This window comes from Pseudomonas sp. MC6, from assembly GCF_054790575.1.
Window position 1 is genome coordinate 4,684,834 of the sequence record NZ_CP186504.1, and the last position, 25,458, is coordinate 4,710,291.

29 protein-coding genes, 2 tRNA genes and 1 pseudogene are annotated in these 25,458 nt (G+C 57.9%); 21 read left to right on the forward strand and 11 right to left on the reverse strand.

Annotation, left to right across the window (positions count from 1 at the left end):
* Positions 1 to 6 precede the first annotated feature (6 nt).
* From ACOYXE_RS20885 to ACOYXE_RS20920, 8 genes are all read left to right on the forward strand, one after another.
* On the forward strand, positions 7 to 2,232 hold the full coding sequence (locus ACOYXE_RS20885) for an AsmA family protein (RefSeq protein WP_405122484.1): 2,226 nt from the start codon (positions 7 to 9) through the stop codon (positions 2,230 to 2,232).
* Positions 2,229 to 3,296 carry an A/G-specific adenine glycosylase gene (gene mutY, locus ACOYXE_RS20890; protein ID WP_160054970.1) on the forward strand — a complete coding sequence of 356 codons (1,068 nt, stop codon included), beginning with the start codon at positions 2,229 to 2,231 and terminating at the stop codon, positions 3,294 to 3,296. The genes ACOYXE_RS20885 and mutY overlap by 4 nt, the downstream gene beginning before the upstream one ends.
* Positions 3,293 to 3,565, forward strand: a complete 273-nt coding sequence (locus ACOYXE_RS20895; protein WP_008024947.1) for an oxidative damage protection protein — start codon at positions 3,293 to 3,295, stop codon at positions 3,563 to 3,565. Before mutY ends, ACOYXE_RS20895 begins: the two co-directional genes overlap by 4 nt.
* 104 nt (positions 3,566 to 3,669) lie before the next feature.
* A tRNA-Phe gene (locus ACOYXE_RS20900) sits at positions 3,670 to 3,745 on the forward strand.
* A 598-nt stretch (positions 3,746 to 4,343) separates the two neighbouring features.
* A complete protein-coding gene (locus ACOYXE_RS20905; protein WP_460926530.1) occupies positions 4,344 to 5,423 on the forward strand; it encodes a hypothetical protein in 1,080 nt (359 codons plus the stop codon).
* A 76-nt stretch (positions 5,424 to 5,499) separates the two neighbouring features.
* Entirely contained in the window at positions 5,500 to 6,291 is a 792-nt protein-coding gene (locus ACOYXE_RS20910; protein WP_160054964.1) for a TSUP family transporter, read from the forward strand.
* 44 nt (positions 6,292 to 6,335) lie between these two features.
* Positions 6,336 to 7,169, forward strand: coding sequence for an alpha/beta hydrolase (locus ACOYXE_RS20915; RefSeq protein WP_238785194.1), 834 nt, complete (start codon positions 6,336 to 6,338; stop codon positions 7,167 to 7,169).
* Entirely contained in the window at positions 7,166 to 7,519 is a 354-nt protein-coding gene (locus tag ACOYXE_RS20920; protein ID WP_116029282.1) for a hypothetical protein, read from the forward strand. The genes ACOYXE_RS20915 and ACOYXE_RS20920 overlap by 4 nt, the downstream gene beginning before the upstream one ends.
* On the opposite strand, the gene ACOYXE_RS20925 is transcribed toward ACOYXE_RS20920, so the two are convergent.
* Positions 7,516 to 7,806 carry a YceK/YidQ family lipoprotein gene (locus tag ACOYXE_RS20925; RefSeq protein WP_160054958.1) on the reverse strand — a complete coding sequence of 97 codons (291 nt, stop codon included), beginning with the start codon at positions 7,804 to 7,806 and terminating at the stop codon, positions 7,516 to 7,518. The genes ACOYXE_RS20920 and ACOYXE_RS20925 overlap by 4 nt on opposite strands.
* Before the next feature lie 76 nt (positions 7,807 to 7,882).
* On the reverse strand, positions 7,883 to 8,332 hold the full coding sequence (locus tag ACOYXE_RS20930; RefSeq protein WP_460926531.1) for a carboxypeptidase regulatory-like domain-containing protein: 450 nt from the start codon (positions 8,330 to 8,332) through the stop codon (positions 7,883 to 7,885).
* Between the two features lie 259 nt (positions 8,333 to 8,591).
* Between ACOYXE_RS20930 and ACOYXE_RS20935 the strand changes: the two genes are divergently transcribed.
* From ACOYXE_RS20935 to ACOYXE_RS20950, 4 genes are all read left to right on the forward strand, one after another.
* Complete coding sequence (locus tag ACOYXE_RS20935; RefSeq protein ID WP_405122490.1) at positions 8,592 to 9,650, forward strand: PDDEXK nuclease domain-containing protein; 1,059 nt, start codon at positions 8,592 to 8,594, stop codon at positions 9,648 to 9,650.
* Between the two features lie 68 nt (positions 9,651 to 9,718).
* Complete coding sequence (locus ACOYXE_RS20940; protein ID WP_160054950.1) at positions 9,719 to 10,693, forward strand: alpha/beta hydrolase family protein; 975 nt, start codon at positions 9,719 to 9,721, stop codon at positions 10,691 to 10,693.
* A 28-nt stretch (positions 10,694 to 10,721) separates the two neighbouring features.
* Positions 10,722 to 11,135 (forward strand): hypothetical protein, encoded by a 414-nt coding sequence (locus ACOYXE_RS20945; protein ID WP_160054947.1) that lies wholly within the window; start codon positions 10,722 to 10,724, stop codon positions 11,133 to 11,135.
* 6 nt (positions 11,136 to 11,141) lie between these two features.
* Positions 11,142 to 11,594, forward strand: coding sequence for a hypothetical protein (locus ACOYXE_RS20950; protein WP_460926533.1), 453 nt, complete (start codon positions 11,142 to 11,144; stop codon positions 11,592 to 11,594).
* 70 nt (positions 11,595 to 11,664) lie between these two features.
* Here the strand turns inward: ACOYXE_RS20950 and gabP are convergent, their stop codons facing one another.
* Positions 11,665 to 13,056 carry a GABA permease gene (gene gabP / locus ACOYXE_RS20955; RefSeq protein ID WP_460926535.1) on the reverse strand — a complete coding sequence of 464 codons (1,392 nt, stop codon included), beginning with the start codon at positions 13,054 to 13,056 and terminating at the stop codon, positions 11,665 to 11,667.
* Positions 13,057 to 13,610: 554 nt separating this feature from the next.
* On the opposite strand from gabP, the gene ACOYXE_RS20960 reads away from it, so the two are divergent.
* The 8 genes from ACOYXE_RS20960 to ACOYXE_RS20995 all read left to right on the forward strand — a co-directional run bounded on the left by ACOYXE_RS20960 (position 13,611) and on the right by ACOYXE_RS20995 (position 20,551).
* On the forward strand, positions 13,611 to 14,384 hold the full coding sequence (locus ACOYXE_RS20960; protein WP_007909167.1) for an ABC transporter ATP-binding protein: 774 nt from the start codon (positions 13,611 to 13,613) through the stop codon (positions 14,382 to 14,384).
* A 13-nt stretch (positions 14,385 to 14,397) separates the two neighbouring features.
* Complete coding sequence (locus ACOYXE_RS20965; protein WP_460926536.1) at positions 14,398 to 15,147, forward strand: ABC transporter substrate-binding protein; 750 nt, start codon at positions 14,398 to 14,400, stop codon at positions 15,145 to 15,147.
* Positions 15,148 to 15,225: 78 nt separating this feature from the next.
* A complete protein-coding gene (locus ACOYXE_RS20970) occupies positions 15,226 to 15,918 on the forward strand; it encodes an ABC transporter permease (protein ID WP_007909165.1) in 693 nt (230 codons plus the stop codon).
* Complete coding sequence (locus ACOYXE_RS20975) at positions 15,919 to 16,608, forward strand: ABC transporter permease (RefSeq protein ID WP_460926537.1); 690 nt, start codon at positions 15,919 to 15,921, stop codon at positions 16,606 to 16,608.
* Entirely contained in the window at positions 16,589 to 17,824 is a 1,236-nt protein-coding gene (locus ACOYXE_RS20980) for a methyltransferase (RefSeq protein WP_460926538.1), read from the forward strand. The genes ACOYXE_RS20975 and ACOYXE_RS20980 overlap by 20 nt, the downstream gene beginning before the upstream one ends.
* A gap of 345 nt (positions 17,825 to 18,169) precedes the next feature.
* Positions 18,170 to 19,006: an FkbM family methyltransferase gene (locus tag ACOYXE_RS20985; RefSeq protein WP_160054939.1), complete on the forward strand. Its 837-nt coding sequence runs from the start codon at positions 18,170 to 18,172 to the stop codon at positions 19,004 to 19,006.
* Positions 19,007 to 19,081: 75 nt separating this feature from the next.
* Positions 19,082 to 19,157 (forward strand) — tRNA-Thr (locus ACOYXE_RS20990).
* Between the two features lie 236 nt (positions 19,158 to 19,393).
* A complete protein-coding gene (locus ACOYXE_RS20995; RefSeq protein WP_460926539.1) occupies positions 19,394 to 20,551 on the forward strand; it encodes an AAA family ATPase in 1,158 nt (385 codons plus the stop codon).
* 64 nt (positions 20,552 to 20,615) lie between these two features.
* Here ACOYXE_RS20995 and ACOYXE_RS21000 read toward each other — a convergent pair whose 3' ends face one another.
* The 5 genes and pseudogenes from ACOYXE_RS21000 to ACOYXE_RS21020 all read right to left on the reverse strand — a co-directional run bounded on the left by ACOYXE_RS21000 (position 20,616) and on the right by ACOYXE_RS21020 (position 22,842).
* Positions 20,616 to 20,900: a helix-turn-helix domain-containing protein gene (locus ACOYXE_RS21000; protein ID WP_460926540.1), complete on the reverse strand. Its 285-nt coding sequence runs from the start codon at positions 20,898 to 20,900 to the stop codon at positions 20,616 to 20,618.
* Between the two features lie 190 nt (positions 20,901 to 21,090).
* A complete protein-coding gene (locus tag ACOYXE_RS21005) occupies positions 21,091 to 21,516 on the reverse strand; it encodes a type II toxin-antitoxin system HicB family antitoxin (protein WP_160054810.1) in 426 nt (141 codons plus the stop codon).
* A 31-nt stretch (positions 21,517 to 21,547) separates the two neighbouring features.
* Positions 21,548 to 21,646, reverse strand: a pseudogene (locus tag ACOYXE_RS21010) (type II toxin-antitoxin system HicA family toxin); the annotation flags it as partial.
* 111 nt (positions 21,647 to 21,757) lie between these two features.
* Positions 21,758 to 22,423 (reverse strand): RES family NAD+ phosphorylase, encoded by a 666-nt coding sequence (locus tag ACOYXE_RS21015; protein ID WP_160060038.1) that lies wholly within the window; start codon positions 22,421 to 22,423, stop codon positions 21,758 to 21,760.
* An 11-nt stretch (positions 22,424 to 22,434) separates the two neighbouring features.
* Positions 22,435 to 22,842: an MbcA/ParS/Xre antitoxin family protein gene (locus tag ACOYXE_RS21020; protein WP_160054806.1), complete on the reverse strand. Its 408-nt coding sequence runs from the start codon at positions 22,840 to 22,842 to the stop codon at positions 22,435 to 22,437.
* Between the two features lie 333 nt (positions 22,843 to 23,175).
* On the opposite strand from ACOYXE_RS21020, the gene ACOYXE_RS21025 reads away from it, so the two are divergent.
* Positions 23,176 to 24,102 (forward strand): LysR family transcriptional regulator, encoded by a 927-nt coding sequence (locus ACOYXE_RS21025; protein WP_123529788.1) that lies wholly within the window; start codon positions 23,176 to 23,178, stop codon positions 24,100 to 24,102.
* On the opposite strand, the gene ACOYXE_RS21030 is transcribed toward ACOYXE_RS21025, so the two are convergent.
* The 3 genes from ACOYXE_RS21030 to ACOYXE_RS21040 are packed head-to-tail and all read right to left on the reverse strand — an operon-like array spanning position 24,019 to position 25,405.
* Positions 24,019 to 24,336, reverse strand: a complete 318-nt coding sequence (locus ACOYXE_RS21030; protein WP_007952614.1) for an AzlD domain-containing protein — start codon at positions 24,334 to 24,336, stop codon at positions 24,019 to 24,021. The two genes, ACOYXE_RS21025 and ACOYXE_RS21030, sit on opposite strands and share 84 nt — an antisense overlap.
* Positions 24,315 to 25,031: an AzlC family ABC transporter permease gene (locus ACOYXE_RS21035; protein WP_160054804.1), complete on the reverse strand. Its 717-nt coding sequence runs from the start codon at positions 25,029 to 25,031 to the stop codon at positions 24,315 to 24,317. Before ACOYXE_RS21035 ends, ACOYXE_RS21030 begins: the two co-directional genes overlap by 22 nt.
* Positions 25,028 to 25,405 carry a GNAT family N-acetyltransferase gene (locus ACOYXE_RS21040; RefSeq protein WP_008080517.1) on the reverse strand — a complete coding sequence of 126 codons (378 nt, stop codon included), beginning with the start codon at positions 25,403 to 25,405 and terminating at the stop codon, positions 25,028 to 25,030. The genes ACOYXE_RS21035 and ACOYXE_RS21040 overlap by 4 nt, the downstream gene beginning before the upstream one ends.
* Between the last annotated feature and the right edge of the window lie 53 nt (positions 25,406 to 25,458).

Below are 25,458 nucleotides of genomic sequence, written 5' to 3' on the forward strand. Positions count from 1 at the left end.
TCGCCCATGAAAGCGTTCGGCAAAATCCTGGGTCTGGTACTTCTCGGGCTGTTGCTGATCATCGTGGCGGCAGGTTTTGCCCTGACCCACCTCTTCGATCCCAACGATTACAAAGACGAGATCCGCCAGATAGCCCGCGACAAGGCCCACATCGAGCTGACGCTCAATGGCGATATCGGCTGGAGCCTGTTCCCATGGCTTGGCCTGGAATTGCACGAGGCCAGCGTCGCCACCCTGGTCAAACCTGCCGAACCGTTTGCCGATTTGCAGATGCTCGGTCTGTCCGTGCGCGTGCTGCCGCTGCTGCGCCGTGAAGTGCAGATGAGCGACGTGCGCGTCGAAGGCCTGAACCTGCGCCTGAACCGCGACAAGGACGGCCACGGCAATTGGGAAGACATCGGCAAGGTGCCCGCCCCTGCCGGAGCAACGCCGCCAGCCGCTACCCCGGGCCAGCAGGCCAGCGAAGCCCCTGTTGCAGTGGAAAAACCGCCGCAGCCGATCCGCCTCGACATCGACAGCCTGACCGTCAACAACGCCCGCGTTGAATACAACGACGAGAAGACCGGCAAGCAATTCAGCGCCGAAAGTATCCAGCTGAGCACCGGCCCGGTACACGACTCGACCAATATCCCGGTGAAAGCCACTGCATTCCTCGGTACTAATCAGCCGGTTCTGCGCGTGCGTACCGAACTCACCGGCGAGCTGCGCATCGAGCGCGCGCTGCAACGCTACAGGTTCGAAGACATGAAGCTGTCCGGCGAACTGGCCGGTGATCCGTTGCAGGGCAAAACCATGACATTCGCAGCTCAGGGCCAGTTATCGCTGGACAAAGCCGCGAACGTCGCCGAATGGACTGGCATCAAGATCTCCGCCAACCAGTTGCGCGCCTTGGGCGAACTGAAAGCCAACGACCTCGACAAGACCCCGCAGATCAGCGGCGGCATCTCCATCGCCCAGTTCGATCTGGCGAAATTCGTCGACAGCGTTGGCCAGAAACTTCCGGCCATGGCCGAAGGCAGTCTGAGCAAGGTCGAACTGGTCAGCCGCGTTGCTGCCACGCCAACCAGCATCGCCTTCGACAACATCAACCTGAAACTCGACGACAGCAGCTTCAGCGGCCGCATCGCCGTCGAAGACTTCGCCAAGCAATCGTTGCGGGCGATCCTCAAGGCTGACACGTTCAACGCTGACCGTTACCTGCCACCAAAATCGGAAAAAGCCGCCAACGCCACACAAACGCGCCAGGCCGAAGTTGCCAGCACTGAAGCCGATGCCATGGCCGGTGCCGGCTCCACGCCTCTGCCGGACAAACCGAGCAAAACCGCCTGGAGCACCGAGCGCTTGTTACCGGTTGAACGTTTAGCCAAACTCGATGTGGACGCCGACCTGACCTTCGGCCAGCTGACTCTCGACAAATTGCCGATCCAGAACGCCGCACTGAAAGCCACCGGCCAGGGCGGCCTGCTGACCCTGACCAACCTGAGCGGCGAGCTGTACAACGGCGGCTTCGCAGCCAACGGCACACTTGATGTGCGTCCGAGCGCGCCAGTGCTGAACCTGCAGACCAGACTCAACCGCGTCCCCGTAGAAAAAATCCTCGAAAGCCAAGGCAAGAACCCGCCGGTAAAAGGTCTGGTAACCCTCACCAGCAACGTCACCGGCAGCGGTAACAGCCAGCAGGCACTGATCGATACGCTTAACGGCAACGCCAGTTTCGTGATCAACAACGGCGTGCTGCTCAACGCCAACCTTGAACAGCAACTGTGCAAAGGCATCGCCACGCTTAACCGCAAAACCCTCAGCGGCGAGCCACGCGGCAAGGACACACCGTTCCAGGAGCTGAAAGGCAACCTGACCTTCCGCAATGGCATTGCCAGCAACCCGGATCTGAAGGTGCGCATCCCCGGCATGACCGTCAACGGTGACGGCGACATCGACCTGCGCGTACTTGGCATGGACTATCGCGTCGGCATCATCGTCGAAGGCGACACCAGCGCCATGCCGGATCCGGCGTGCCAGGTCGGCGAAAAATTCGTCGGTGTCGAATGGCCGCTGCGCTGCCGTGGCCCGCTCGAATTGGGCGCCAAGGCCTGCCGCGTCGACAACGATCGCCTCGGTCAGGTCGCAACCAAGCTGGCCGGCGACAAGCTAAGCGAGAAGATCGACGAGAAACTCGGTGACAAGGTCAGCCCGGAATTGAAAAACGCATTGAAGGGGCTGTTCAAGCGATGAGAGCGGAGCAATTTTCCACGGCGGTGCTGGATTGGTTCGACCGCCACGGCCGCCACGATCTGCCTTGGCAGCAGGACATCAACCCGTATCGGGTATGGGTGTCGGAGATCATGTTGCAGCAGACCCAGGTCAGCACGGTGCTCAACTATTTCGACCGTTTCATGGCCGCGCTGCCGACGGTCGAAGCGCTGGCCGAAGCCCCCGAAGACGAAGTGCTGCATCTGTGGACGGGGCTGGGTTACTACACCCGCGCACGCAATTTGCAGAAGACCGCAAAGATTGTCGTCAGCCAGTACGGCGGCGAATTTCCGCGTGACGTTGAAAAGCTTACGGATCTGCCGGGCATTGGCCTGTCCACCGCTGGTGCCATCGCCAGCATCAGCATGGGCCTGCGCGCGCCGATTCTCGACGGCAACGTCAAACGCGTGCTGGCACGCTTTACCGCGCAAGAGGGCTATCCCGGGGAGCCGAAGGTCGCCAAACAGCTCTGGGCCAACGCTGAGCGCTTTACGCCGCACGATCGGGTCAACGCTTACACCCAGGCGATGATGGATCTCGGCGCCACACTGTGTACGCGCAGCAAGCCGAGTTGCCTGCTGTGTCCACTGGAGCGTGGCTGCGAGGCGCACATGCTCGGCCTCGAAACCCGCTACCCGATTCCCAAGCCGCGCAAAGCCATCCCGCAGAAGCGCACGCTGATGCCGATGCTCGCCAATGGCGACGGCGCGATTCTGCTTTACCGCCGCCCCTCAACAGGTTTGTGGGGCGGCCTGTGGAGCCTGCCGGAACTCGATGACCTCGACGACCTGCAACATCTCGCCGATCAGCACTCGCTGACCATGGGCGAGCAGCAGGCGCTGCCGAGCCTTGTCCATACGTTCAGCCATTTCCAGCTGTCCATCGAACCCTGGCTGGTTCAGGTGCAGGAGGCCGCCCATCACGTGGCCGAGGCCGACTGGCTCTGGTATAACCTCGCCACCCCGCCGCGCCTGGGCCTCGCCGCCCCGGTCAAAACCTTGCTCGAACGCGCGGCCGCCGTCTTGAATGCAGGAGAGTCGCCATGACCCGCACTATCATGTGCCGTAAGTACAAAGAAGAATTGCCCGCGCTGGAACGTGCTCCTTTCCCGGGCGCCAAAGGTCAGGATATTTTTGACCACGTCTCCGCCAAGGCTTGGGCTGACTGGCAGAAACACCAGACCCTGCTGATCAACGAAAAGCGTCTGAACATGATGAACGCCGAAGACCGCAAATATCTTCAGGGCGAAATGGACAAGTACTTCTCCGGCGAGGAATACGCCAAGGCCGAAGGCTACGTTCCGCCTGCAGAGTAAACCCTGCAAAATCGGGGGTCGGATCGTAAGCGACGGAATTAATTTAAGAAATTTTAAAAAAGTCGTTGACGTAAATCCGAAAAACCCTTTTAATGCGCCCCGTTGCCCAGATAGCTCAGTCGGTAGAGCAGGGGATTGAAAATCCCCGTGTCGGCGGTTCGATTCCGTCTCTGGGCACCAAATACCGAAAACCCTGAATCGCAAGATTCAGGGTTTTTTTATGCCTGCGATTTAACAGGCCGCGCTTCATCCCCTCTTCCAGTGCTTTTGCTGGCCATTATTTTGATGTTAGGCTCCGTCAGCTTTTTCCGGCAGGTCATTGCTGACTGTCGAAAATAATCGCCGAGTACTTCAGTCCTGATGACCGGCATTTAACGCATTACCCGAATAACGCACTCCGCGCCCTCGAACCCTCGAACCCTCGAACCCTCGAAACCTATCGAGGTTATAGCAGGCAGCAGGAGAGTTGCGTCTGCGAGCAGGATCGCTCGCAGAACCAAGCCCCCTCATAAAGTTGTCATGGAGGACAAGACCTCAGCGCAGGTCATCTGCTGTTGTTTCAACTGTCAGGCAAGCGACAGCAAACACGGACCCGGCATTCAACATTTGTTTGAACTGTCGCGTCACAGCGCCCTGTGCCCTCCCGAAAAAACCAGACCTGTATCAACTCGCCCACGTCCGGATCTGTGCGTGCGCTCGGCACGCATTGCATCATCGAAACAGCCAACAGCTCCCACAAAAAAATACAAAGGGAGCCGATACGACAGGGATGTAAACAATGACCGAAGTCCTACAACACACTAATAAAACCGTTGAGTCTTTAGTTGAACAGGAAGTCAGAACTTTCAGTTTTGATACGCAACAAGCAAAGCTGCTGCATAAATTCTCTGCAGAGTTGGCAACCATGGGCGGGCCACAAGCCGCCGGCGCCAAGTCCAAAGCCTCACTGGCAGCGACCGAGTTGAAGTTTTCGTTTTCCAAGGAACAATGCGAGCTGCTTGCCGCGTACTCCGACGGCCTCGTTTCCCTGCTGATTTTTGAGGGGATGCAAACATTCACCGAGACCAGCCCACCGGATGAACTTCCCGAGCTGGCCGCTCTGGAGAATCGTCACGACGTACTGTGTCTGGCGGCACGTAATCAGATTCTGTTGAAACTGGTAGATAACAGCTCCTTTGCCTACGACATGGACAACGAAGGCAAACTGGTCCGACTCGTCGCCAACTTCAAGGGCGGCGGACTGACCAAAATCAATGATGAACCGGAAATCAAAGAGCTGAGTTCCCACTCCGGTCTCGCGCTCGGCCCGCACACCGAAGCGCCGTACTGGTGCGCCGTCAACGCGCAGGACGGGCACTCGCCCTCGCCTTCGTCGTTGATTCTATCGGCGCTGTGGAATCCAGGCCTGGAACCGACCTCGGTGATTCCGCTGCCACCTCTGCTGGACGAAATCGGCGTCACTGGATGCCTCGCACTGACGACTGGCAGCTTCCAGTTCACCCGCAGCGACTCTTTCGTAAATGGCAAGGGCGAAGACGGCCGTAATGTTTCGATTCTGGAGTTCGATGACAACGTCGGATTCGCCGCGCGATTCAACTCTTACCGTTTTTCGGTCAACGAAAACGCCTCGGACTTTGTAAAAGAGGCTTATTCCGCGCTTTGTCAAAGCGTGGGTAAAGCAACACCGGTGCAATACACACTGACGCAAGAATCGGCCATGGTGATCAATAACGTCCGGGCCCTGCACTGTCGTGATGTCATCAAAGACAATCGACGTGTACTGGTGCGCATCTTCGGCTTGTCGAAGTTCTCGTCGCCGATCGTCATTTCAGACGATCCGCTGCTGATTCAGGGCTGATATTTACCGCACGTCAAAGCTGCAGAATGGCCAGTCATGTGGATGGCTGGCCAATAACTATAAAAGGGAAAATGTAATGGCTTGGGATGTAATTGGCATGTTGGCGCTCGTGGCTTTTTGCGCCGGTTTTTTTGATGCGATTGCCGGGGGAGGTGGATTGATTACTTTGCCTGCCTTGTTTCTGGCCGGTGTCGACCCGATCAGTGCGATTGCCACCAACAAGTTTCAGGCCGCGTCGGCGACTATTTCGGCCACGGTCACTTTCGCTCGCAAAGGCATGATTGAATGGCGCGAAGGACGTTTCCTGGTTATCTGCGCATTTCTCGGCGGCGCCAGCGGAGCACTCTTGGTCAGTTCTATTGATAAGCGCTATCTGGAAGTGTGCGTGCCCGTCATGCTTATTCTGGTGGCGATCTACTTTGCGCTCTCGCCGAAACTGGCCCATGAGGATCGTCGCAAGAGAATCGGCATTCTACTGTTCTCGTTCACCGTGGCGCCGATCCTGGGCTTCTACGACGGCATCTTCGGTCCGGGTGTAGGCTCGTTCTTTATCGTCGGTTTCGTGCTGCTCTGCGGGCTTGGCATGATGCGGGCCATGAGCTTCACCAAACTGGCCAACGCTTCGTGCAACCTGGGTTCGCTGTCAGTTTTCATCACCAAAGGCGTGATCATCTGGCCGATCGCGATTGCCATGGCTTTGGCAGCCTTTCTTGGCGCACAACTCGGCGCCAGAGCCGCCGTGCGCGTCGGCCCACGCTTGATCAAACCCATGTTGATCGTGGTCTGCTGCGCCTTGGCGATCAAGCTGCTGAGCGTGGAGACCAATCCATTGCGTGTTGCTGTCCTGCACACCCTGGCAGCCCTGTGATCAGTCGGTTGGCGTTGACCGGCGCGTCTCGACTTCGGTCTCGATTGCAGTTCGACGAGGCGCCAACCGGCCCTGAGTTTTTCTTTGCGCAAACCTTCGCGGGCTACCAATTGGAAGGTCGGGTACTGGCGGGCTGCGCCGGAGAATCGCCAATGCCAACAGTGCTGGCGATTCACGGTGCCCGCTCTGACTATTCGCGACTCAACGCCATCCTGCATCCCTTGCAGGCGCTGGGAGTTGCCAGCCTGAGCTTCAATCTTTCAGGTCACAACCCCTGCACCGACATCGCTCTTGAAAAAACTTCGCTGGCGCACAACCTTCAGGAGGCTTTGCAGTTTGCCGGTCATCTTGGCGCCGAACTCAACACCGTGATCGGTCACAGTCTGGGCGGTGCACTGGCACTCAAGGTGGCGCAAGCGCATCGCGCTTCAGTCAGGCGCATTGTGCTGTTCTGTCCCGCCCTGTACGCGGAGGCGGCCTGGCAGCAACCGTTTGGTCCACCGTTCAAACGTGCCATTTCGGTGCCTTACGGTTTTCTCGACTCGACATCGCTGGAGTTCCTGCGCACGTTCGAAGGGGAGGTCTTGCTGGTGATCGGCGAATACGACGGCCTTCGGGCAACCGCGTTTGGCGGGATCGCCGGTACATCTGCCGGGACGCAGCAACTGGGCGCGCGCATGATCAATAGCGCCATTCCCTATGAGGTTATCGAGGCCATTGAAAAGAGCCTGGGCCCCCTTCAATTCAGAAAGATCGTGCTGCCGGGTTGCGACCACGCTGTATCAACGTGGCTCAGGGAAAACCCGCTACGCGCCGCAGAGTTGGCGAACGAGATAACGCAGTTCATCAATGCCGGAAACAGGTCCCAAGTGTCATGAACCAAAGGAAAACCCGCGTCCCTCTGCCCCATCCGCCGCCCTATCGCCCAAGTCGGGTGACTTACTGGCTGACTGTTCTCGTTGCTCTGCTGATTACTGTCGCCATTGGGTTGTCGATCTGGATGCTGATCGACAGCTGGATCACCGGCTCTATCACCACCAATAACCGCGGCCCGCGCAGCACTTACACCCTGGCCCTGCAGCCTCGGCAGTTCTGGTTCGAGTTTGTCTGGCAGAGCGTTGGCACAGTGTTTCTGCTGGCAGTTGGAGTGTTCGGCGTGTGGATCTATCGCAAGGTTCAAGAGCCCGTGCACACGCCGAAAAGCAAACGCCGCGCAAAGAAAACCTAAAGCGTATTGATGTAATCGACAGGCAGCAGAACTGTGTCCAGAGCGGCGTCCACTGGCAGGGATACAACAGTGATGAGCGGACAGACAATCATCATGTAACAGACGATCGCCGCCGGCATACCATCGCTGCCGCCGCCACGCACGCCCAGCAGGTGAAGGTTGCCATCAACCCCTCGGTAATACTGGGCATCGGACAAACCGTCATTCAAACGCCCGATAAACGTTCCGCAGCCGGCCAACAGCAACCCGAGGCCAGCAACACAAACCGCACGTAAAATCCCTTTCAAACCGGCGCTTCCTTACATCACAAAACGAGAGGCGCGGGATTGTACCCGCGCCCAGGCTTTGCAATCACATCCATCGCTATCCCGCGTCATTCCAGTGGAACACCAGATTGCGCGGAACGCCTGCGCCAACGTCTGTCACGTCGCGCCGCGTTTCGCCTTTACGCGTGGCCACCACCGTGTACTTGCCGGGAGGTAGTTGCACGTATACCAACGGGCCCGTCTGGTTAAGCGTCAGTATGGTTTGCCCTAGCGACTTTTCAATCATCACATCGACATCAGCGGTGTACTCGTCTTGCGCGCCCACAGCGAACGTCATGTGCAGGTTATAACCGCTGCTTTGCTGAATGGCCTTCGCCTCATCCTCACCGATCCCGCCGGCCAGATAAGTGACGCCGCTCTGTTGTTGCTGATGAACTTGCACCCCGGCACTGTCGATGGGCTCAAGACTGGCTGCCTGCAACATCACCGGAAACAACAGTGCAGCGACGGCGGCGATGGGCAGCATGAATGAAAGAACGCGTTTCATGATCACGACTCCCGGGTTCGTGTAGAACCCAACCGTTACTCCTTTTAGATTTTGCGTATCGGGGTGGGTTTTAGATTGTTTGGAACTTGGCGCATGTACGAAATGGACTACAGGCCATTACCCTCTGACGCCTCTTTCAGCGGCAACGTCCTGCAACATCAATCCCTTCTTCCGTCCCACATCACCGTCTCGCCCGACATACCCGCGCGACGACTCTTGGCATGCTTTGACGCCTGTTTCCAACGATGTGGAAGAGCCGATGAGCCCGCTAAAACCTGCTGACACGCAAGACCCGAAAATCGATTCGTTGCTGGGGGAGTTGGGCGAACTGATTCGCCAGGCGCGGCAAAAAGTGCTGCGTGCGGTGGACACGATTCAAGTGCAAACCTGCTGGCAGATCGGCAGGCATATTGTCGAGTTTGAACAAGAGGGAGCCCAGCGTGCGGGCTATGGAAAACAGTTGTTGGGGTTGTTGGCGAAAGATCTGACGGCGCAGTTTGGTAAAGGGTTTGATGATCGTAATCTGCGATACATGCGCAGCTTTTATCAGTTGTTTCCAATTTGGAACGCAGTGCGTTCCGAATTGAGCTGGACCCACTATCGTCGGCTTCTGGGCGTGACCAATGAAAAAGCACGCCATTGGTACATGGACGAATGCGCCAACCTGAACTGGTCGAGCCGCGCCCTCGATCGCCAGATCCTTACGCTCTACTACGAACGGCTTCTCATGAGTCGCGACAAAGCCGATGTCATCGAAGAAGCCACCACCAATATCGAAGCGCTGAAATGCAATCCGCGTGAATTCATTCGCGATCCCGTCATGCTCGAATTTCTCGGTCTGCCCTCAGCCGGCAAGGTCAGGGAAAGCGGTCTCGAACAAGCTCTGATCGACCATCTGCAGGGCTTTCTGCTTGAGCTGGGCAAAGGCTTTTCCTTTGTCGCCCGCCAACAACGCATCAGTACCGACGGCGTCGATCTGTACATCGATCTGGTGTTCTACAACTACCTGCTCAAATGCTTTGTGATCATTGATCTCAAGCGCGGCAAGCTCAGCGCCCGCGATGTCGGACAGATGGACATGTATGTGCGCATGTACGACGAACTCATGCGCAGCGAGGGCGACAAGCCGACAGTCGGGATTATCCTGTCTGCCGAGAGCAACGACTCGGTGGCGCGCTACTCAATGCTCAAGGGTAATGAGCAACTGTTCGCCAGCAGTTACAAAACGATACTGCCGAGTGAAGACGAGTTACGCGCAGAGCTCAATCGCGAACAGGCGTTGATCGAGGAGCGCATGCTCACTCAATCCTCCGAGTAAAACGTGCGGATTGTTGCCGGGCGGCGCTGAGACTATCGTTGTCAGCTTATTCTTCCAGGTCGAGCGTCATGAGCTGTCAGGACACGCCCGCAAGGCAAGACATGCAGTCAGGGTCGCCAACCTTGACTGCTGAGCAAGGTGAGCCTTTCAAAGAAGCTGCCGCCGACGGCTTTGCACTTGGCGGTTTCACCTGGCGTCAGTTCTTGCCTGATAGCCAACGCCCAGTAGTGATCATCAGCGCCGCCACGTCGGTACGTTGCCGCCACTACTCGCGTTTCGCGGCTTATCTGTTCGCAAACGGCTTTGACGTTATGACCTACGACTACCGCGGCATCGGCGAATCGCGGTCCACTTCGATCAAAGGCTTGAACGCCTCGTGGACAGATTGGGGCGCACTGGATTTCGAAGCGATGCTCAAACGCGCGCAACGCGAGTTTCCCGGTCAGCCGATTGATGTGGTCGGCCACAGCTTCGGCGGTTGTGCGGCGGGTCTGGGCGAGTCCGGGCAGGTTATCCGACGGCTGGTCACCGTTGGTGCGCAGTTCGCCTATTGGCGCGATTACGCCCCCGAACAGCGCTGGCGCATGTTCGGCAAATGGCATGTGATGATGCCGTTGCTGACACTGTTCTGCGGCTTTTTCCCCGGCAAGCGACTCGGCTGGCTGGAAGATACGCCGACCGGCGTTGTACGCGACTGGAGCACGCCTGCTGCGCGTTACGAACGGCGCCCCAGTGGTCGCGCACTGATGAACAAGAGCGGCGCCCTGCCCTTCGCTAACGTCCACGCGCAGACTCTGGCCATCAGCATCAGCGACGATCCCTACGGCACGATTCCAGCGATCGAACGCCTGCTCGGTTACTTCGACAACGCTGCAAAAACCCACCTGCGCATCGAGCCGCAGGACATCGGCGAACAACAAGTCGGACATTTCGCCTTTTTTCGCAGCGCATACCAAGCCACACTATGGCCCATCGCTCTGACCTGGCTGCAAACCGGCGCACTGGCCCCCGACACACCCGGGCGGCAAGTCCCGCGCAGCTGAGCCCTCTCAACGCACGACGGAACACATCATGGCCTCCGCCAACAAACAGCAGAAACGCGCCACCCGGGCCAAAGCCAAGGCCAAGCAGAACCGCACCAAACGCGCCGAAGCGCCGGTCGAGCTAGACCCGAACGATGATCGCATCGACTTCGAATCGGTGGACCTGACCGAGCTGTTCAAGAAAATGATCGACGCCGAGAAGATCGGCCAGCAAGCGTTGTGCACCGCGTTCCTCGAAGACCCGCTGCTGGAACTGGTTTACGAGCAGGAAGGCGAAGAAGGCGCGATGGATTTCATCCTCGCCGCGCTGATCGAGTATCGCCAGTGGTCGCAGGAAACCGACGAAGCCGGCGCGCTGGCGTGGATCGAGTCCCCGGCCTTCCAGGCCGACTATGTGGCGGCGTCCGACGCGATCGCCGCGCAAACCCAACAGAAGAACTGAGCTCCCATGGCATCCCTGAACAAACAACAGAAACGCGCCAAACGCGCCAAGGCCAAAGCCAAGCAAATCCGTATGGTCGGCCGCAAGCCGCTGGAGCAGGACGAAGATCTCGACCACCTCGCTGAGCCGGTGCCGGAATACGTCCTGGCGATGTTCAGCAAAATGCGCGACGCCGAAGCCATCAGCCGCAACGAGATGCTGCTGACCCTGCTGCGCGAACTGGCGTTCGTCATCGTTGACCATCCAGAGCTGCTGGACATGGAAAACGCCGACAACGAAGGCATGGCCGCCACCCACTTGGCCGCCGACATGCTGATCGACTACCGCATGTGGGCCGAAGGCGCAACGATCGAAGAGGCCCAGGCCTGGCTGAGCGAGCCACAGTTCATCACCGATTTCGGGGTGGCGCTGGATGCTTATGGCAAGTCGGTGGAAACGCAGGAAGACAAGGGCGAATAAACAACGCTCACAAACAAAAACGGCCGCTAGTCATCACTGACAGCGGCCGTTTTGCATTACGCGTTACGGATCAGTTCAACACCACCGCGCCACGCTTTTCCAGCTTGCGACGACGCGCCACCAGCAGGCCGGCAGCCACCACCATCAGGCTCAGCAGACCGGTCGCAAGAATCTCCACGCGGTGCGCTTCCTGGAACAGCATGATGGTCAGGGCCGCGACGATGAAGATGATCACCGCGTAGGTCAGGCCCGGGAACAGCCACATGCTGAAGACGATTTTCTCGCCGCGCGCCATGCGTTGTTTACGCATACGCAGTTGCGAGAAGGCGATCACCAGATACACCAACAGTGCGATGGCGCCGGAGCTGGCCAGCAGGAATTCGAACACCGCCGCCGGGGCCACGTAGTTGGCGAAGGTGCACAGGAATGCTGCGCCAGTCGACAGCATGACCGCCCAGTAAGGCGTGCCGCTCTTGTTGGTACGGGTCGACATGGCCGGTGCATCACCACGCTTGCCGAGGGAGAAGAGCATGCGCGACGAGGTGTACAGCGCCGAGTTCAGGCAACTGGTCACCGCGACCAGAACCACAATATCGACGATCATCTTGGCGTTCGGGATGCCCATGCGCTCGAGCACAGTCTGGTAGGAACCGAGGTTGGCCAGCGTAGGATCGTTCCATGGCACCAGCGCCACAACGATGAAGATCGACACGAGGTAGAACAGACCGATCCGCCAGATCACCGAGTTGGTGGCCTTGGAGATTTGCTTGCCCGGGTTCTTCGATTCCGCGGCCGCGATGGTCACGATCTCGGTACCCATGAAGGAGAACATGGTGGTCAGGATTGCACCCAGTACTGCGCCCATACCGTTTGGCAGGAAGCCGCCGCTGTCGAACAGGTGCGAAACGCCGCTGACCTGGCTGTTCGGCAGGAAGCCGAAGATCGCCGCAAGGCCGAGGATGATGAAGCCGATGATCGCCAGCACTTTGATCAGCGCGAACCAGAATTCGAACTCGCCGTAATTCTTCACGCTGAACAGGTTGGTGATGGTCAGGAGCATGGTGATGACCAGCGCGAACGCCCAGATGCCGACGTCAGGGAACCATGCGTGCAGGATGGTCGCAGCGGCGTTGGCTTCCAGCGGAATCACCAACACCCAGAACCACCAGTACAACCAGCCGATGGTGAAACCGGCCCAGTGCCCGATGGCACGGTCGGCGTACGTCGAGAAGGAGCCAGTGTCCGGCGAGGCAACGGCCATTTCGCCGAGCATGCGCATCACTAAAACCACCAGGGTACCGGCGGCGGCGTAGGCCAGCAGCACGGCAGGGCCGGCGGCAGCGATGGCGTGGCCGGAGCCAACGAACAGACCGGCGCCGATTACACCGGCGATCGACAACATGGTCACATGACGCGGTTTGAGCCCCTGTTCGAGGCCATTGGAGCTTGGGGTACTGCTCATCGAAACTACCTTTGCGAGGAAAGCGATTGCGTCCGGCCCGTCTGGCATTTTCTTTCTCGTAAAAAGAAACCAACGGGGCGTTCCTTATTCTGCACGCAAGTTTTGCGCCAAAATGTTTCAAACTCTTCTGTGCCGCGGCTTTGCGCGCGACCGGACAGTCATCGCAAGTCCTTGGATTTAATGGCAATCCGCCAGAGCGTTACCCTGCGACTCACTTTTCAAACGAAACAGCGCACCAGAAACACACTGAAAAAGCGTGGGATGCACAATAAAAGGGCGAATCCGGAACGTTCGGCCGGATAGCGCTTCCAACACCCCGCCAAAGCTGGCAACATCGCGCCTTTTTTTACGCGACACCCACGGGTTTGCACGATCAAACACCCGTTCGGTTGTTGATGGGGCGACAGTCTGCTGTGCCGATGCGACAACCTGCCACATGCCACCCGTTAACCGCTCGTAGCGCTGTTGGCTGCCATTGAAACGCTATGCTAGCTTGGCCGCCTCGCCAGGAAGGCCATCCAACAGCAGGAGCGCAACATATATGAGGAACGCACATGGCTGAGGCCACGCCCGCGCTTGAAATCCGCAACTTGCACAAACGCTACGGACAGCTGGAGGTGCTCAAAGGCATCTCGCTGACCGCCCGCGACGGCGATGTGATCTCGATCCTCGGTTCCTCCGGTTCCGGCAAGTCCACGTTCCTGCGTTGCATCAACCTGTTGGAGAACCCGCACCAGGGCCAGATTCTGGTGGCCGGTGAAGAACTCAAGCTCAAGGCCGCCAAAAATGGCGAACTGGTTGCCGCCGACGGCAAACAGATCAACCGCCTGCGCTCCGAGATTGGTTTTGTGTTTCAAAACTTTAATCTGTGGCCGCACATGAGCATCCTCGACAACATCATCGAGGCACCGCGTCGCGTGCTCGGCCAGAGCAAAGCCGAGGCGATCGAAGTCGCCGAAGCGCTGCTGGCCAAGGTCGGCATCGCCGACAAGCGCCACGCCTACCCGGCGCAATTGTCTGGTGGTCAGCAGCAACGCGCAGCGATTGCCCGCACGCTGGCGATGCAACCGAAGGTGATCCTGTTCGACGAGCCCACCTCGGCGCTTGACCCGGAAATGGTTCAGGAAGTACTTAGTGTCATCCGCGCATTGGCCGAAGAAGGCCGCACCATGCTGCTCGTGACCCACGAAATGGGTTTCGCCCGTCAGGTCTCCAGCGAAGTGGTGTTCCTTCACCAAGGCCTTATAGAAGAGCAAGGATCGCCTCAGCAGGTGTTCGAAAACCCGCTTTCGGCGCGCTGCAAACAATTCATGTCCAGCAACCGCTAACGGAGCAACATGCATGCAGAATTTCAAAAAGGTCTTCCTGGCCGCCGCCGTCACCCTCGCGTTCAGCGCCGGTGCCATGGCTGAAACCCTGAAGATGGGCATCGAAGCGGCCTACCCGCCGTTCAACAACAAAGACGCCAGCGGCAACGTGGTCGGCTTCGACAAAGACATCGGCGACGCCCTCTGCGCGAAGATGAAAGTCGAGTGCGCCGTGGTCACTTCCGACTGGGACGGCATCATCCCGGCCCTGAACGCGAAGAAGTTCGACTTCCTGATCTCCTCGCTGTCGATTACCGAAGAGCGCAAAGGCGCGGTGGACTTCACCAACCCGTACTACTCGAACAAGCTGCAGTTCATCGCACCGAAAAACGTCGACTTCAAAACCGACAAGGACTCGCTGAAAGGCAAGACCATCGGTACCCAGCGTGCGACCCTGGCCGGTACCTGGCTGGAAGACACCTACGCCGATGACATCAAGGTCAGCCTCTACGACACCCAGGAAAACGCCTACCTCGACCTGACTTCCGGTCGTGTCGACGCGATCCTCGCCGACAAGTACGCCAACTATGACTGGCTGAAAAGCGACGCCGGCAAGAACTATGAGTTCAAAGGCGACCCGGTCGTAGAAAGCGACAAGATCGGCATCGCTGTGCGTAAAGGCGATCCCCTGCGTGAGAAGCTCAACGCCGCGCTGAAGGAAATCGTTGCCGACGGTACCTACAAGAAGATCAACGACAAGTATTTCCCGTTCAGCATCTACTGATCCTGACCTGTGGGACTGGCGCCGTGATGCAACGGCGCCGGCTCCCGACTTTGCCTGCCGCAATTTGAACAGAACCCCATGATTATCGACCTCTACGGATTCGGCCCGGCCCTCGCTGCCGGCGCGCTAATGACCGTCCAACTGGCCCTTACGGCCCTGTGCCTGGGACTGGTGCTCGGCCTGCTCGGCGCCTTGGCCAAGACTTCCCCGTACAAGCCGCTGCAATGGCTTGGCGGCACTTATTCCACGTTGGTGCGTGGCGTCCCGGAATTGCTCTGGGTGCTGTTGATCTACTTCGGTACGGTCAACCTGATGCGCGCCCTCGGTGAGTTCTTCGGCAACCCCGACCTGCAGCTCAACGCCTTCGCCGCCGGTGTGATCGCACTCGGACTGTGCTTCGGCGCTTACGCCACGGAAGTGTTCCGTGGTGCGATTCTTGCCATTCCCAAAGGCCACCGTGAGGCCGGCCAGGCCCTGGGCCTGTCGAAATGGCGGATCTTCACCCGGCTGATCATGCCGCAGATGTGGCGCATCGCCCTGCCCGGTCTGGGCAATCTGTTCATGATCCTGATGAAAGACACCGCGCTGGTCTCGGTGATTGGCCTAGAAGAAATCATGCGTCACGCGCAAATCGGCGTAACCGTGTCGAAACAACCGTTCACCTTCTATATGGTCGCCGCGATCATGTACCTGGGCCTGACCGTGCTGGCGATGACCGGCATGCACTTCCTGGAAAAACGCGCCGCTCGCGGCTTTGCGAGGAGCGCTTAAATGAACTGGGAAGTGATCATCAAGTGGCTGCCGAAACTGGCGCAGGGCGCGACCCTGACCCTGGAACTGGTGGCCATCGCCGTGATTGCCGGTCTGCTGCTGGCGATTCCGCTGGGCATCGCCCGCTCTTCGAAGCTGTGGTACGTGCGCTCGCTGCCTTACGCCTACATCTTCTTTTTCCGTGGCACGCCGTTGCTGGTTCAGCTGTTCCTGGTTTATTACGGACTGGCGCAGTTCGACGCGGTGCGTGAAAGCGCGTTGTGGCCGTACCTGCGCGATCCGTTCTGGTGCGCGACAGTGACCATGACGCTGCACACGGCGGCGTACATCGCCGAGATTCTGCGCGGGGCAATTCAGGCGATTCCGCCGGGTGAGATCGAAGCGGCGCGGGCCTTGGGCATGTCCAAGCCGAAAGCGATGTTCTACATCATCCTCCCGCGTGCCGCGCGCATCGGCCTGCCGGCCTACAGCAACGAAGTGATCCTGATGCTCAAGGCCAGTGCGCTGGCCAGCACCGTGACTCTGCTGGAACTGACCGGCATGGCGCGCACGATCATTGCCCGCACCTACTTGCCGGTGGAGATCTTCTTCGCTGCTGGCGTGTTCTATCTGCTGATGGCTTACGTGCTGGTACGCGGCTTCAAGCTGCTGGAGCGCTGGCTGCGCGTCGATGCCTGCCAAGGGAGCTGATACTTCCTACGTGCTGACGGGTGAGGACTTACTCGCCCGCTTCACGGCGCTGGATGCTTTTTTGATTGAGCATCAGGCGCTGTGGAAACCTCGACCGTTCACTCATCTTTCGCTTGATTGGGAAGCGTCCTACCCGGAGCTGGCCTTGTGGCTACGCGGACGGTCGCTGGAAGACGCGGAAAACGCTCACAACCAACCTGCTGATCTTGTTGATGCGCCGGAGCCGTTTGCTTCATTGGCGGCGTTGTCGGCTGAGTTGAGTGCAGTTGGTGAGTTGCCGGGACATGCACTGGAACCTGCGGGCCATCGACTGAATGTCGATGTGCCGGGGCGCAAGTGGCAGCAGATCGAGGCGTTTGCCAGTCGCTTGTCCTTTGCTTCTCAGCCGACGCACTGGCTGGATTGGTGTTCGGGCAAGGGGCATTTGGGACGGCGCTTGTTGGGCTCGGAGCAGCAACTGACTTGCGTTGAATATGATCCTCAATTGGTCGCCAGCGGACAGGCGTTGAGTCAGCGTCATCATCTGCATGCTTTGCATGTGGAGCAAGACGTACTGGCGACTGATGCCTCTGCTGTATTGAGCGCGGCTCACACGCCCGTCGCCCTGCATGCGTGTGGCGATCTGCATGTGCGCTTGATGCAACTGGCCAGTGCTGCCGGTTGCCAACGAATGGCGATTGCGCCCTGCTGCTACAACCGCATCAGTCGCAGCGAATATCAGCCGTTGTCCCACGCCGGACTGGCATCGCTCCTACAACTCTCGCTGGAAGATCTGGCACTGCCGATGAGCGAAACCGTCACCGCCGGTGCTCGCGTCCGACGTCAGCGCGACACTTCGATGGCCCGTCGTCTGGCCTTTGACCTACTGCAACGGCAAGTGCGCGGCGTCGACGAATACCTGCCGACGCCCTCCCTACCCAGCGCCTGGCTGGAAAAACGGTTCGCTGATTACTGTCGAGATCTGGCTACGCTCAAAGAGTTATCCACAATCGGTGCGCCAGATTGGCCCGCACTCGAAGCAGCCGGTTGGCAGCGATTGGCCGAAGTTCGCAATCTGGAATTGCTTCGCGGATTGTTCCGACGGCCGCTGGAGCTTTGGCTGAATCTGGATCGAGCGCTTTTCCTCGTCGAACAAGGCTACGTCGTACGCCTCGGCACCTTCTGCGAAACAGCCCTCACACCACGTAATCTGCTGCTGTTGGCCGAACACGAATAAATCATCGACTCCCTGTGGATAACTCTGTTGATGAATTCTTCGTGGATCCAATATCCATGCCTGTTTCGAGCCTTTAACAGCGCTGGTCATTTTTTGTTCATATTGATAAAAAACCAATAAAACAGCGATTTGCGAACAAAATGAGAACGAGTCCACAAATAACCGCCTAAGCACGGTTTCGTGCCAGCCGGTTGTGCATAAGCCGCCAATCAAAACGACATAACCGCCGAAATTCACCGGTTCGAAGCGAATAATTGCGGCGCATCGCCAGCCTTGCTATACAAGTCCACAGCGTGCCGCTAGCGCACCTCCAAACAAGAACAATCAGACCGACAGGAAGCGACCGTGACGTTCATTTCTTATGCGCAGAATTTTGAAGACGTCCGCTTGTGGCGTGCCCTCAAGCAAGTCGAACACGGCTTCTACATCGATGTCGGTGCCAACGATCCACATCACGACTCGGTCACCAAAGCCTTTTATGACCACGGCTGGCAAGGCGTGAACGTCGAACCGATGCAGAACTACCACGACGCCCTCTGTCAGCAACGCCCGCGCGACGCCACCGTGCAATGCATCGCCAGCGACCAGCCTGGCGAAATGACCTTCTACGCCATCCCCGACACAGGCCTGTCCACAGCCGATCCGGCGATCGCCCAGTTCCACAAAGATCAAGGCATGGACGTGCGCAGCCTCACCGTGAAGGCCCGTACGCTGACGTCGATCTGCGAACAATATGCCGCCGATCGGCCGATCCACTTTCTGAAAATCGACGTCGAAGGCCACGAAGAAAGCGTCCTGCGCGGCATGGACTTCACTCGTTTCCGTCCTTGGATCATAGTCATCGAAACCCCATGGGAGCGCGACCACACCTGGGAACCGCTGGTCACCGACGCCGGTTACCAAGCGATCCTCTTCGACGGCCTCAACACCTGGTTCCTCGCCGACGAATACATGCAGCTCAAACCGGCTTTCGACATTCCACCGTGCAACCTCGACAACTTCCAACTGTGCAAAGGCCACGCCTTCGCCCACCCGATCAGCGCCAGCGAAGTCGACACAGCCCAACAACTGACCAACGCTCTGCAACGCGCCGAACAGGCCGAAGCGCAACTGGCAGCCCTGCAAAACAGCCGCACATTGAAGGCGGTGCAAACGCTGCGAAATGTGCTGCGCAGGGCTTGATTCGAGCGAATGCAAAAATAGTCTGAATTCAGGGGTTTACAGGATCTTCCCAATCGCTATAATCGTCGCCCACACGCCGGTATAGCTCAGTTGGTAGAGCAACTGACTTGTAATCAGTAGGTCCCGGGTTCGACTCCTGGTGCCGGCACCATACAAAACGAAGCCCCTGCAGAAATGCAGGGGCTTTGTTGTTTCTGGGGTGTTTATATTCTTGGCAGTTTACCCTCAGTGAAAATAGCTTCTCCCCTCGCACTTCGCGCAATTAGCCACACTTCCTCTTACACACTTCGAAAGCGCGGACTTTGAACCAACGGTTCACATTTCCATCTTTATGCTAAATTATGAAATAGCAATAATTATGCTGTACACATAAAAAGGTGTAATCGTATGAGCAGCATTTTTCAGCGCCCAGAACTGGCCGAGTCAATGGCTAACCAGCTTCTCAATCCAGGTGTGCTCGACGAAGGTCTGCGCTCAGGTCTATTTCTATCTGGTCTACGCCGCACAGGTAAAACAACGTTTCTGAGGAACGACCTCATCCCTGCCTTGGAAGAAGCTGGTGCTTTGGTCATCTACGTCGACTTATGGAGCGACACTCTGGCTAACCCGGCAACGCTCGTGCACAACGCCATCCGGGAAACCCTGAAAGATCTGCAAACACCTGGCTCCTCTGCCTTGGAAACATTCAAGCGAGTCAGCAATGTTGAAATCGGCGCCGGGGGATTCAAGTTCGGCTTCAAACTCAACAGCATTGGCAACGTCGATGGCCCAACACTGGCGCAAGCACTCACCGAAGTCGTGGATCAAGCCAAGACTGATCTGGTGTTGATCATTGACGAGGTCCAGCACGCCATTTCCTCAGACGACGGCAATCAGCTGCTCCTGGCACTCAAAGCCGCTCGCGATGCAATCAACCCTCGTCCGAAAACGCCGGGATACTTTCTATTTATCGGAACAGGTTCGCACAGAGCGCAAGTCAGCGAACTGACCGCCAAACGCAACCACGCCTTTTCCGGCGCCACGTCCGCAGCCTACCCATTGCTGAAAGGCGATTACGTTGAATTCCTGCTCAACCGACTCGCAATGACCGTGAAGAAGGACAAACTGCCGTCCCTCGAAGCCGCTATCGAGGCGTTCGACACTTTGGACAATCGACCTGAAGAAATGCTGAAGGCCCTACGCCAACTCTTGCAGCAAGAGGGCCAGCCCGATGTTTTCCTACCGGTAATCGCCAGCACATTGCGCTCGGCAGCGGCGAGCATCGAGCTGGAAAAAGTCGAGCAACTGGGTAGCCTCGCTCAAGCCGTTTTCAACAAGATCGCCTCTACAGCAGGCGATGCTCGCGGAATTTTCTCCACTGACGCAGCGGCTGAGTATTCAAAGTCAGTCGGGCGAGAGGTACGGGTCGAAGAGATTCAACCGGTGGTAATTGCACTGGTTGCCGAGAACATCATCATGCGACGCGGGCACGGGATTTACGCGATTACAGATCAGTTTGTTCAAGAGATCTGGCTGGAAGAGCGGGCTTTGATAGAAGGGAGTTAGGCGGCAAGGCATACGTTACGGAAAAAGCCCCTGTAGAAATGCAAGGGCTTTGTTGGTTCAGACTTTAAGCAGAATGCAGATCCCGCAACGCTTCAGGATGCTGACTTGCAACGCGCAACAGGGTTTGCGCTGCACCTGTCGGCTGCCTGCGCCCCTGCTCCCAATCCTGCAAAGTCCGCAGACTCACACCGATCAGTTTGGCAAACGCACTTTGAGAAACGCCCACTTTGGCACGCGCTTCTGCTGCCGCAGAGAGCGGCACTTGAGTCACGCCTGCGGCCTTTCCGGCTTTCATCTGACGTACAGATTCCAGCAAGTTCTTCTGGAATTCCTCCAGTTCATCGACCATCGATGATTCCTTTCAGTTGCTTAAGGAAGGCTACGGACAAGTTGCTGAGCTTTGCCCAGATACAAGACGATCAGCAACCAAATTGAGCCTCAATATGTCTGCTTAAAAACACCGAGCCGCACACGTTTTTCAGAATAGGCTCTCTTAGGTTGATCGCTATGGTGGCGTTTCCCAACGTTAAATGCGGAACCTAGGCTGCTTCAACCGAAAGCGAGATCCTTCGCCCAAGCTGTTGCAACGCACGCTCAACATTCTCGATCTTGGAGTGGTGCAGAAAATCCACCAGTCGGTCTACCTGAGGCCTTTGCACTCCTAGCCGACGCGCCAGTTCGGCTTTGCTCACACCGGACTCCAGGAGCGTATTCCAAAGCGCTACCTTCGCTGCGGTCAGCGTAGGCAGACGCAACACGACGTCACTTTTCTGTTCTCCCGCCTGCCCCGTCGGAATCAATCGGCGATCATCGACGTAGATCGACAGGGCGGTCTCGATGGCATCGATAGCACTGTCGAGCGCCTGTTCAAGGGTGTCGCCAACGGCGTGCATCTCTGGAATTTCTGCGCAGGACAACCAGACACTGTCCGGCTCTTCGTGAACTTCCAACGCATATTCGAACATCACGATTCCTCTCATGGGGTACAACTGGGCCTCAATCCTTGAGGCCCAGCTGTTTGATTATCGATTTTCTCAACCCTTCGCCCATTTCCTTGGCTCCGTGGTCGGGAAACACAGTTGATTTGCCGTTCAGTTAAGCAAAGCGCTGATCGATGATGTCGTGAAAGTGATGGATGCGCCGCCAGACAAGCCGTTGATGTAAACGCCGGTGTCAGGCCCTCGCCGATGCGAGGGCTTTTGCGTTTCAGACCTGACTGATCTCAAGCACAAACGAAATCTTCTGCTGACTCGCACTCCACACATACCGCAAATGCTTGCCCTGCTTGGGAATCGAAACCGCTGGCGGTCGAAACGCGGCGACACATTCATGGCCCGGCAGGCGGACGCTGCTGTAGAGCAGTCCCCACGACTCAGTTTCGCGCAGTTGCCGGGCGAATAGCTGAGACGGCCCATAAGCCTCGGGATCCGGATTGTGCAATTCGGGGTGATCGTGGCGAATGTCGTGTAACGGTTTAACCACCCGATTGACGTAAGTCCGCATGGTCAATTCAAGGTCCGCTTCTTGGGTCGCCGCAAGAAATCGTTCCTGGTGATAACAAGTTTCGGCGATGGCCGCAGCCTGACTGCTCGCAGCGTAGTAGACGCCGAAGGTGCCATCGCAGAACCGACTGCGTTTGCCGATGTGGGTGAACGCAGCCATCACCGGGGTCGAACCGGGGCCGAAGAGTCGATCTTCGGGTCGCACGCGGGCGAGGACGCCGGCCTGTTCTATCAGGCGATCATTGGTCAGCGCTTCCAGCGCGTAGGCAACTTCCAGGTCTTCTGGATCGAGCACGTCTTCGAACAGCGCAATCGGCGGGAAGCTGCTGTTTACGATCCGATAGGCTCGCGGCCAGGCCACATCAACCAAATCGAGCGCCTTCAACCGCGCACCCCATCAAGGTAGCGGCGTACATCGGCGATATCGACTACGCGTCCGGCGAGCATGTAATCCAGCGCCGTTCGCCCATTGAACGGCGCCGCCGTGTTCGGACTGCTGACCCATGAGTAGGCGCGCTCACGGCTGTTACTGAAGATGATGCTCAACGCCTTGTGAATGCCCATCAGGTAGGAGATGCGCTCTAGAGTGTCGTTAGGCAGGCGTATATTCGGCAGGTGTTTATATTTGTAGAACGTGGTGTTGCCAACGCCTCCCAACAGTGTGCGCTGCTGCTCGGCGCTGCATCCCCAACGCTCCATAAGGTTGAAGAAGAACTTCAACGCGACGCGACCAGCTTCGGGGGCGTCGAGTTGTTCGCGTGGGGTGAGGGCTGGGGATGAGGTGGGCATTTAGCCGCCTCCTTGATTAGGTACATGAATATGAGCGTAGTACAGATACGGATACAAATTAGTTTTTAATACATAACCGAATAATAATTTCGCTAGGTATCGGCGACGAAAACCCATCTCACGCACCAAAACCACGCACTTTTTTTGACCCCCATCACCCCCACGTCACCAAAAAACCCGATCCTGTGTCAGCCTCCAGCCATCGGCGAGGACATCAATTCGCTACTAAACCCGCGACAACTATGCTCAGGTACAGGAATATAGCCAGCATATGGCGCCTGACCGGCAGTCTCGTAAACAACAATACCCAGCCCACTTCAGAGGGCATTACCCATGGATAGCAGAACCTTACGCAACCTCATGCGCATCGTGCAGACCGGCTCTTTGTCGGCCGCAGCCGAGCATTCGTGCCTGACTGTGCAGGCGTTGGCCGCGCAGTTGAACAAGGTCGAAGAGCAGTTCGGTTTCCGCTTGTTTCGACGTTCCAACAAAGGGCTGACGCTGACGCCGCAAGGCACTGAGCTGACGCCCTATATGGACAAAGTGCTGATTGCCACGCGACAGATGGAAGAGAAGGTCGAGGCGCTGAAAGTGCCGGGCCAGCGCACGTTGAAGGTTGCGTTGAACAACACCTTGTCACCGGATTTCAACCGGCGAATGATCGGACGCCTGATTGAGGTTTTTCCCGATTATCAGATGGAGTTCAGCTACGCCGAGTCGATGGAAAACCTCAGCAAGCTGAAGAACGAAGACTTCGACCTTGCGGTGCTGATCGGCCCGCAGCGGCCGGGTCTGCCGAGCATTGTCTTGCCGGATGTGCAGGTACAAGTCGTCGGTGCGCATTGCGGGCAGGAGAACGATCCGCTGACGTTGCTGGGCAACAAGTTTCAGGTGCGTCCTGCGGAAGATTGTCCGTATTCCCACAGCTTTTTGCGTTTTCTCGACGCCGGGCTGGGCAATCACGAGAACGGCCAGCGCATGGTCTATTCGTGCAGCGAGACCCTGACGCTGTCGCTGATCACGCAGATGGATGCGGTCGGCATGGTCTCCCGTGAGGCCGCGCAGAAAAACGGCCTGACGATTTTCCCCGGGTTCGAGGATTTCCTCGAAGTGCGCCTGGCGGTGAACAATCCGGAGTTGTCGAACCAGGCGTTGAATGATGTCGTCGATCTGCCGCTACATGAAAGAGCCGAGCGCAATGTACGCAGCCGTCCCAACCGCCACACTGAGAAAGAGGTTTTTGCTGAAATACGCACATAGCAACGTCGGAATCGCGGCATAGAATTCCGGGCGATCGAGCTGTATGTGCTGATCCTTGATCAACAAGGGAGTCAGGCTGATCGCAGCGACGATCGCCACCGGCAAGTACTCCAGCGCCCGCGCGACAAACGGCGGCCAGTGCTCGGTATTCACTTGCAGGGGCAAGGCGCGCGGCAGAAAGGTCACGGCCATCATCAGCGCGACCACCAGAATCAGGAACGTTTGGTCAGGCATACACCCACTCCGCAGCCCACAAACGTGGCGATAAACACGTTGAATGGCGAACTGCCGACCAGGCTCAGTGCGCCCATGCACAACACCGCAGCGGCGGCCGCGATGAGTTTGTTGCGGGTGTTGCACAGCGACACCAGCACGTAGAGCATCATCGCCGTCAGGGCGTAGTCGAGCTGATATTTGATCAGGTGCGCCGCGTACTGCGCGCACACTGCGCCGAGCAAACCGCCAAGCACCCACGAGGTGTGGCAGAACAGATTGAAGCCGATCAGATAACGCACGTTAACCGGTGCGCCAGTGCCGAGTTTAACGCTGTGGAACGCGAAGGATTCATCCGTCAGGCCACCGGCGTAAGCCCAGCGCTCCATGCGGCTCAAGCCGAGGGCGCGCAGGGCCTTGGCCATATACACCGACATCAGCATGTGCCGCGCGTTGATTAGAAACGTGGTCAACACAATGGTAGTCAGCGAGGCGCCGCTGGAGATCAGTGCCAGCGCGGCGAATTGCGAAGCGCCGGCGTAAACGAACAAACACATTGCCACCGGCAGCCACATCGGCAGGCCGGCGTTGACGGCCATCAGTCCGAATACGAATGACACCGTGAAGTAGCCAGCTATTACCGGACTGGCTTCGGCAAACGTGCGCGACGGCTGATGGTTGACCATCAGCGGCGCACTGCCGGACGTTTCATTCATAGATCCCTCTCAAATGTCCGTTCGCCGTGGGGCTCGCAAAAACCCTGGGCAGTCCAAAAACGCTTGCCCGCGAGGTTAGCATCGTCGACGAACAGAAACATCCGTAACACCCCGACCCGTTTCATATCGGACGACGCCGCTTCAACCAGTCGTTGACCGACGCCTTGGCTGCGATAGCGCGGGCTCACGGCCAAATGGTTGATGGTGCCGCGACTGCCGAGCATGCCGCCGAGCACTGCACCGACGATTTCGCCGGCGACGTCGAAGGCGAGATAGGCCGTGGTGGTTTTCTGGATCAGCACGCCGCGCAGGCACTTGGCGTCCTGCCATTCACAGAAGGACACTTCGTCGAACTGGCGGAAGAAGCGCTCCATGCGCTGCGCATCCTTGGCCGTGGCGCGTCGCAGCACCACCGGCGTCGAGCACT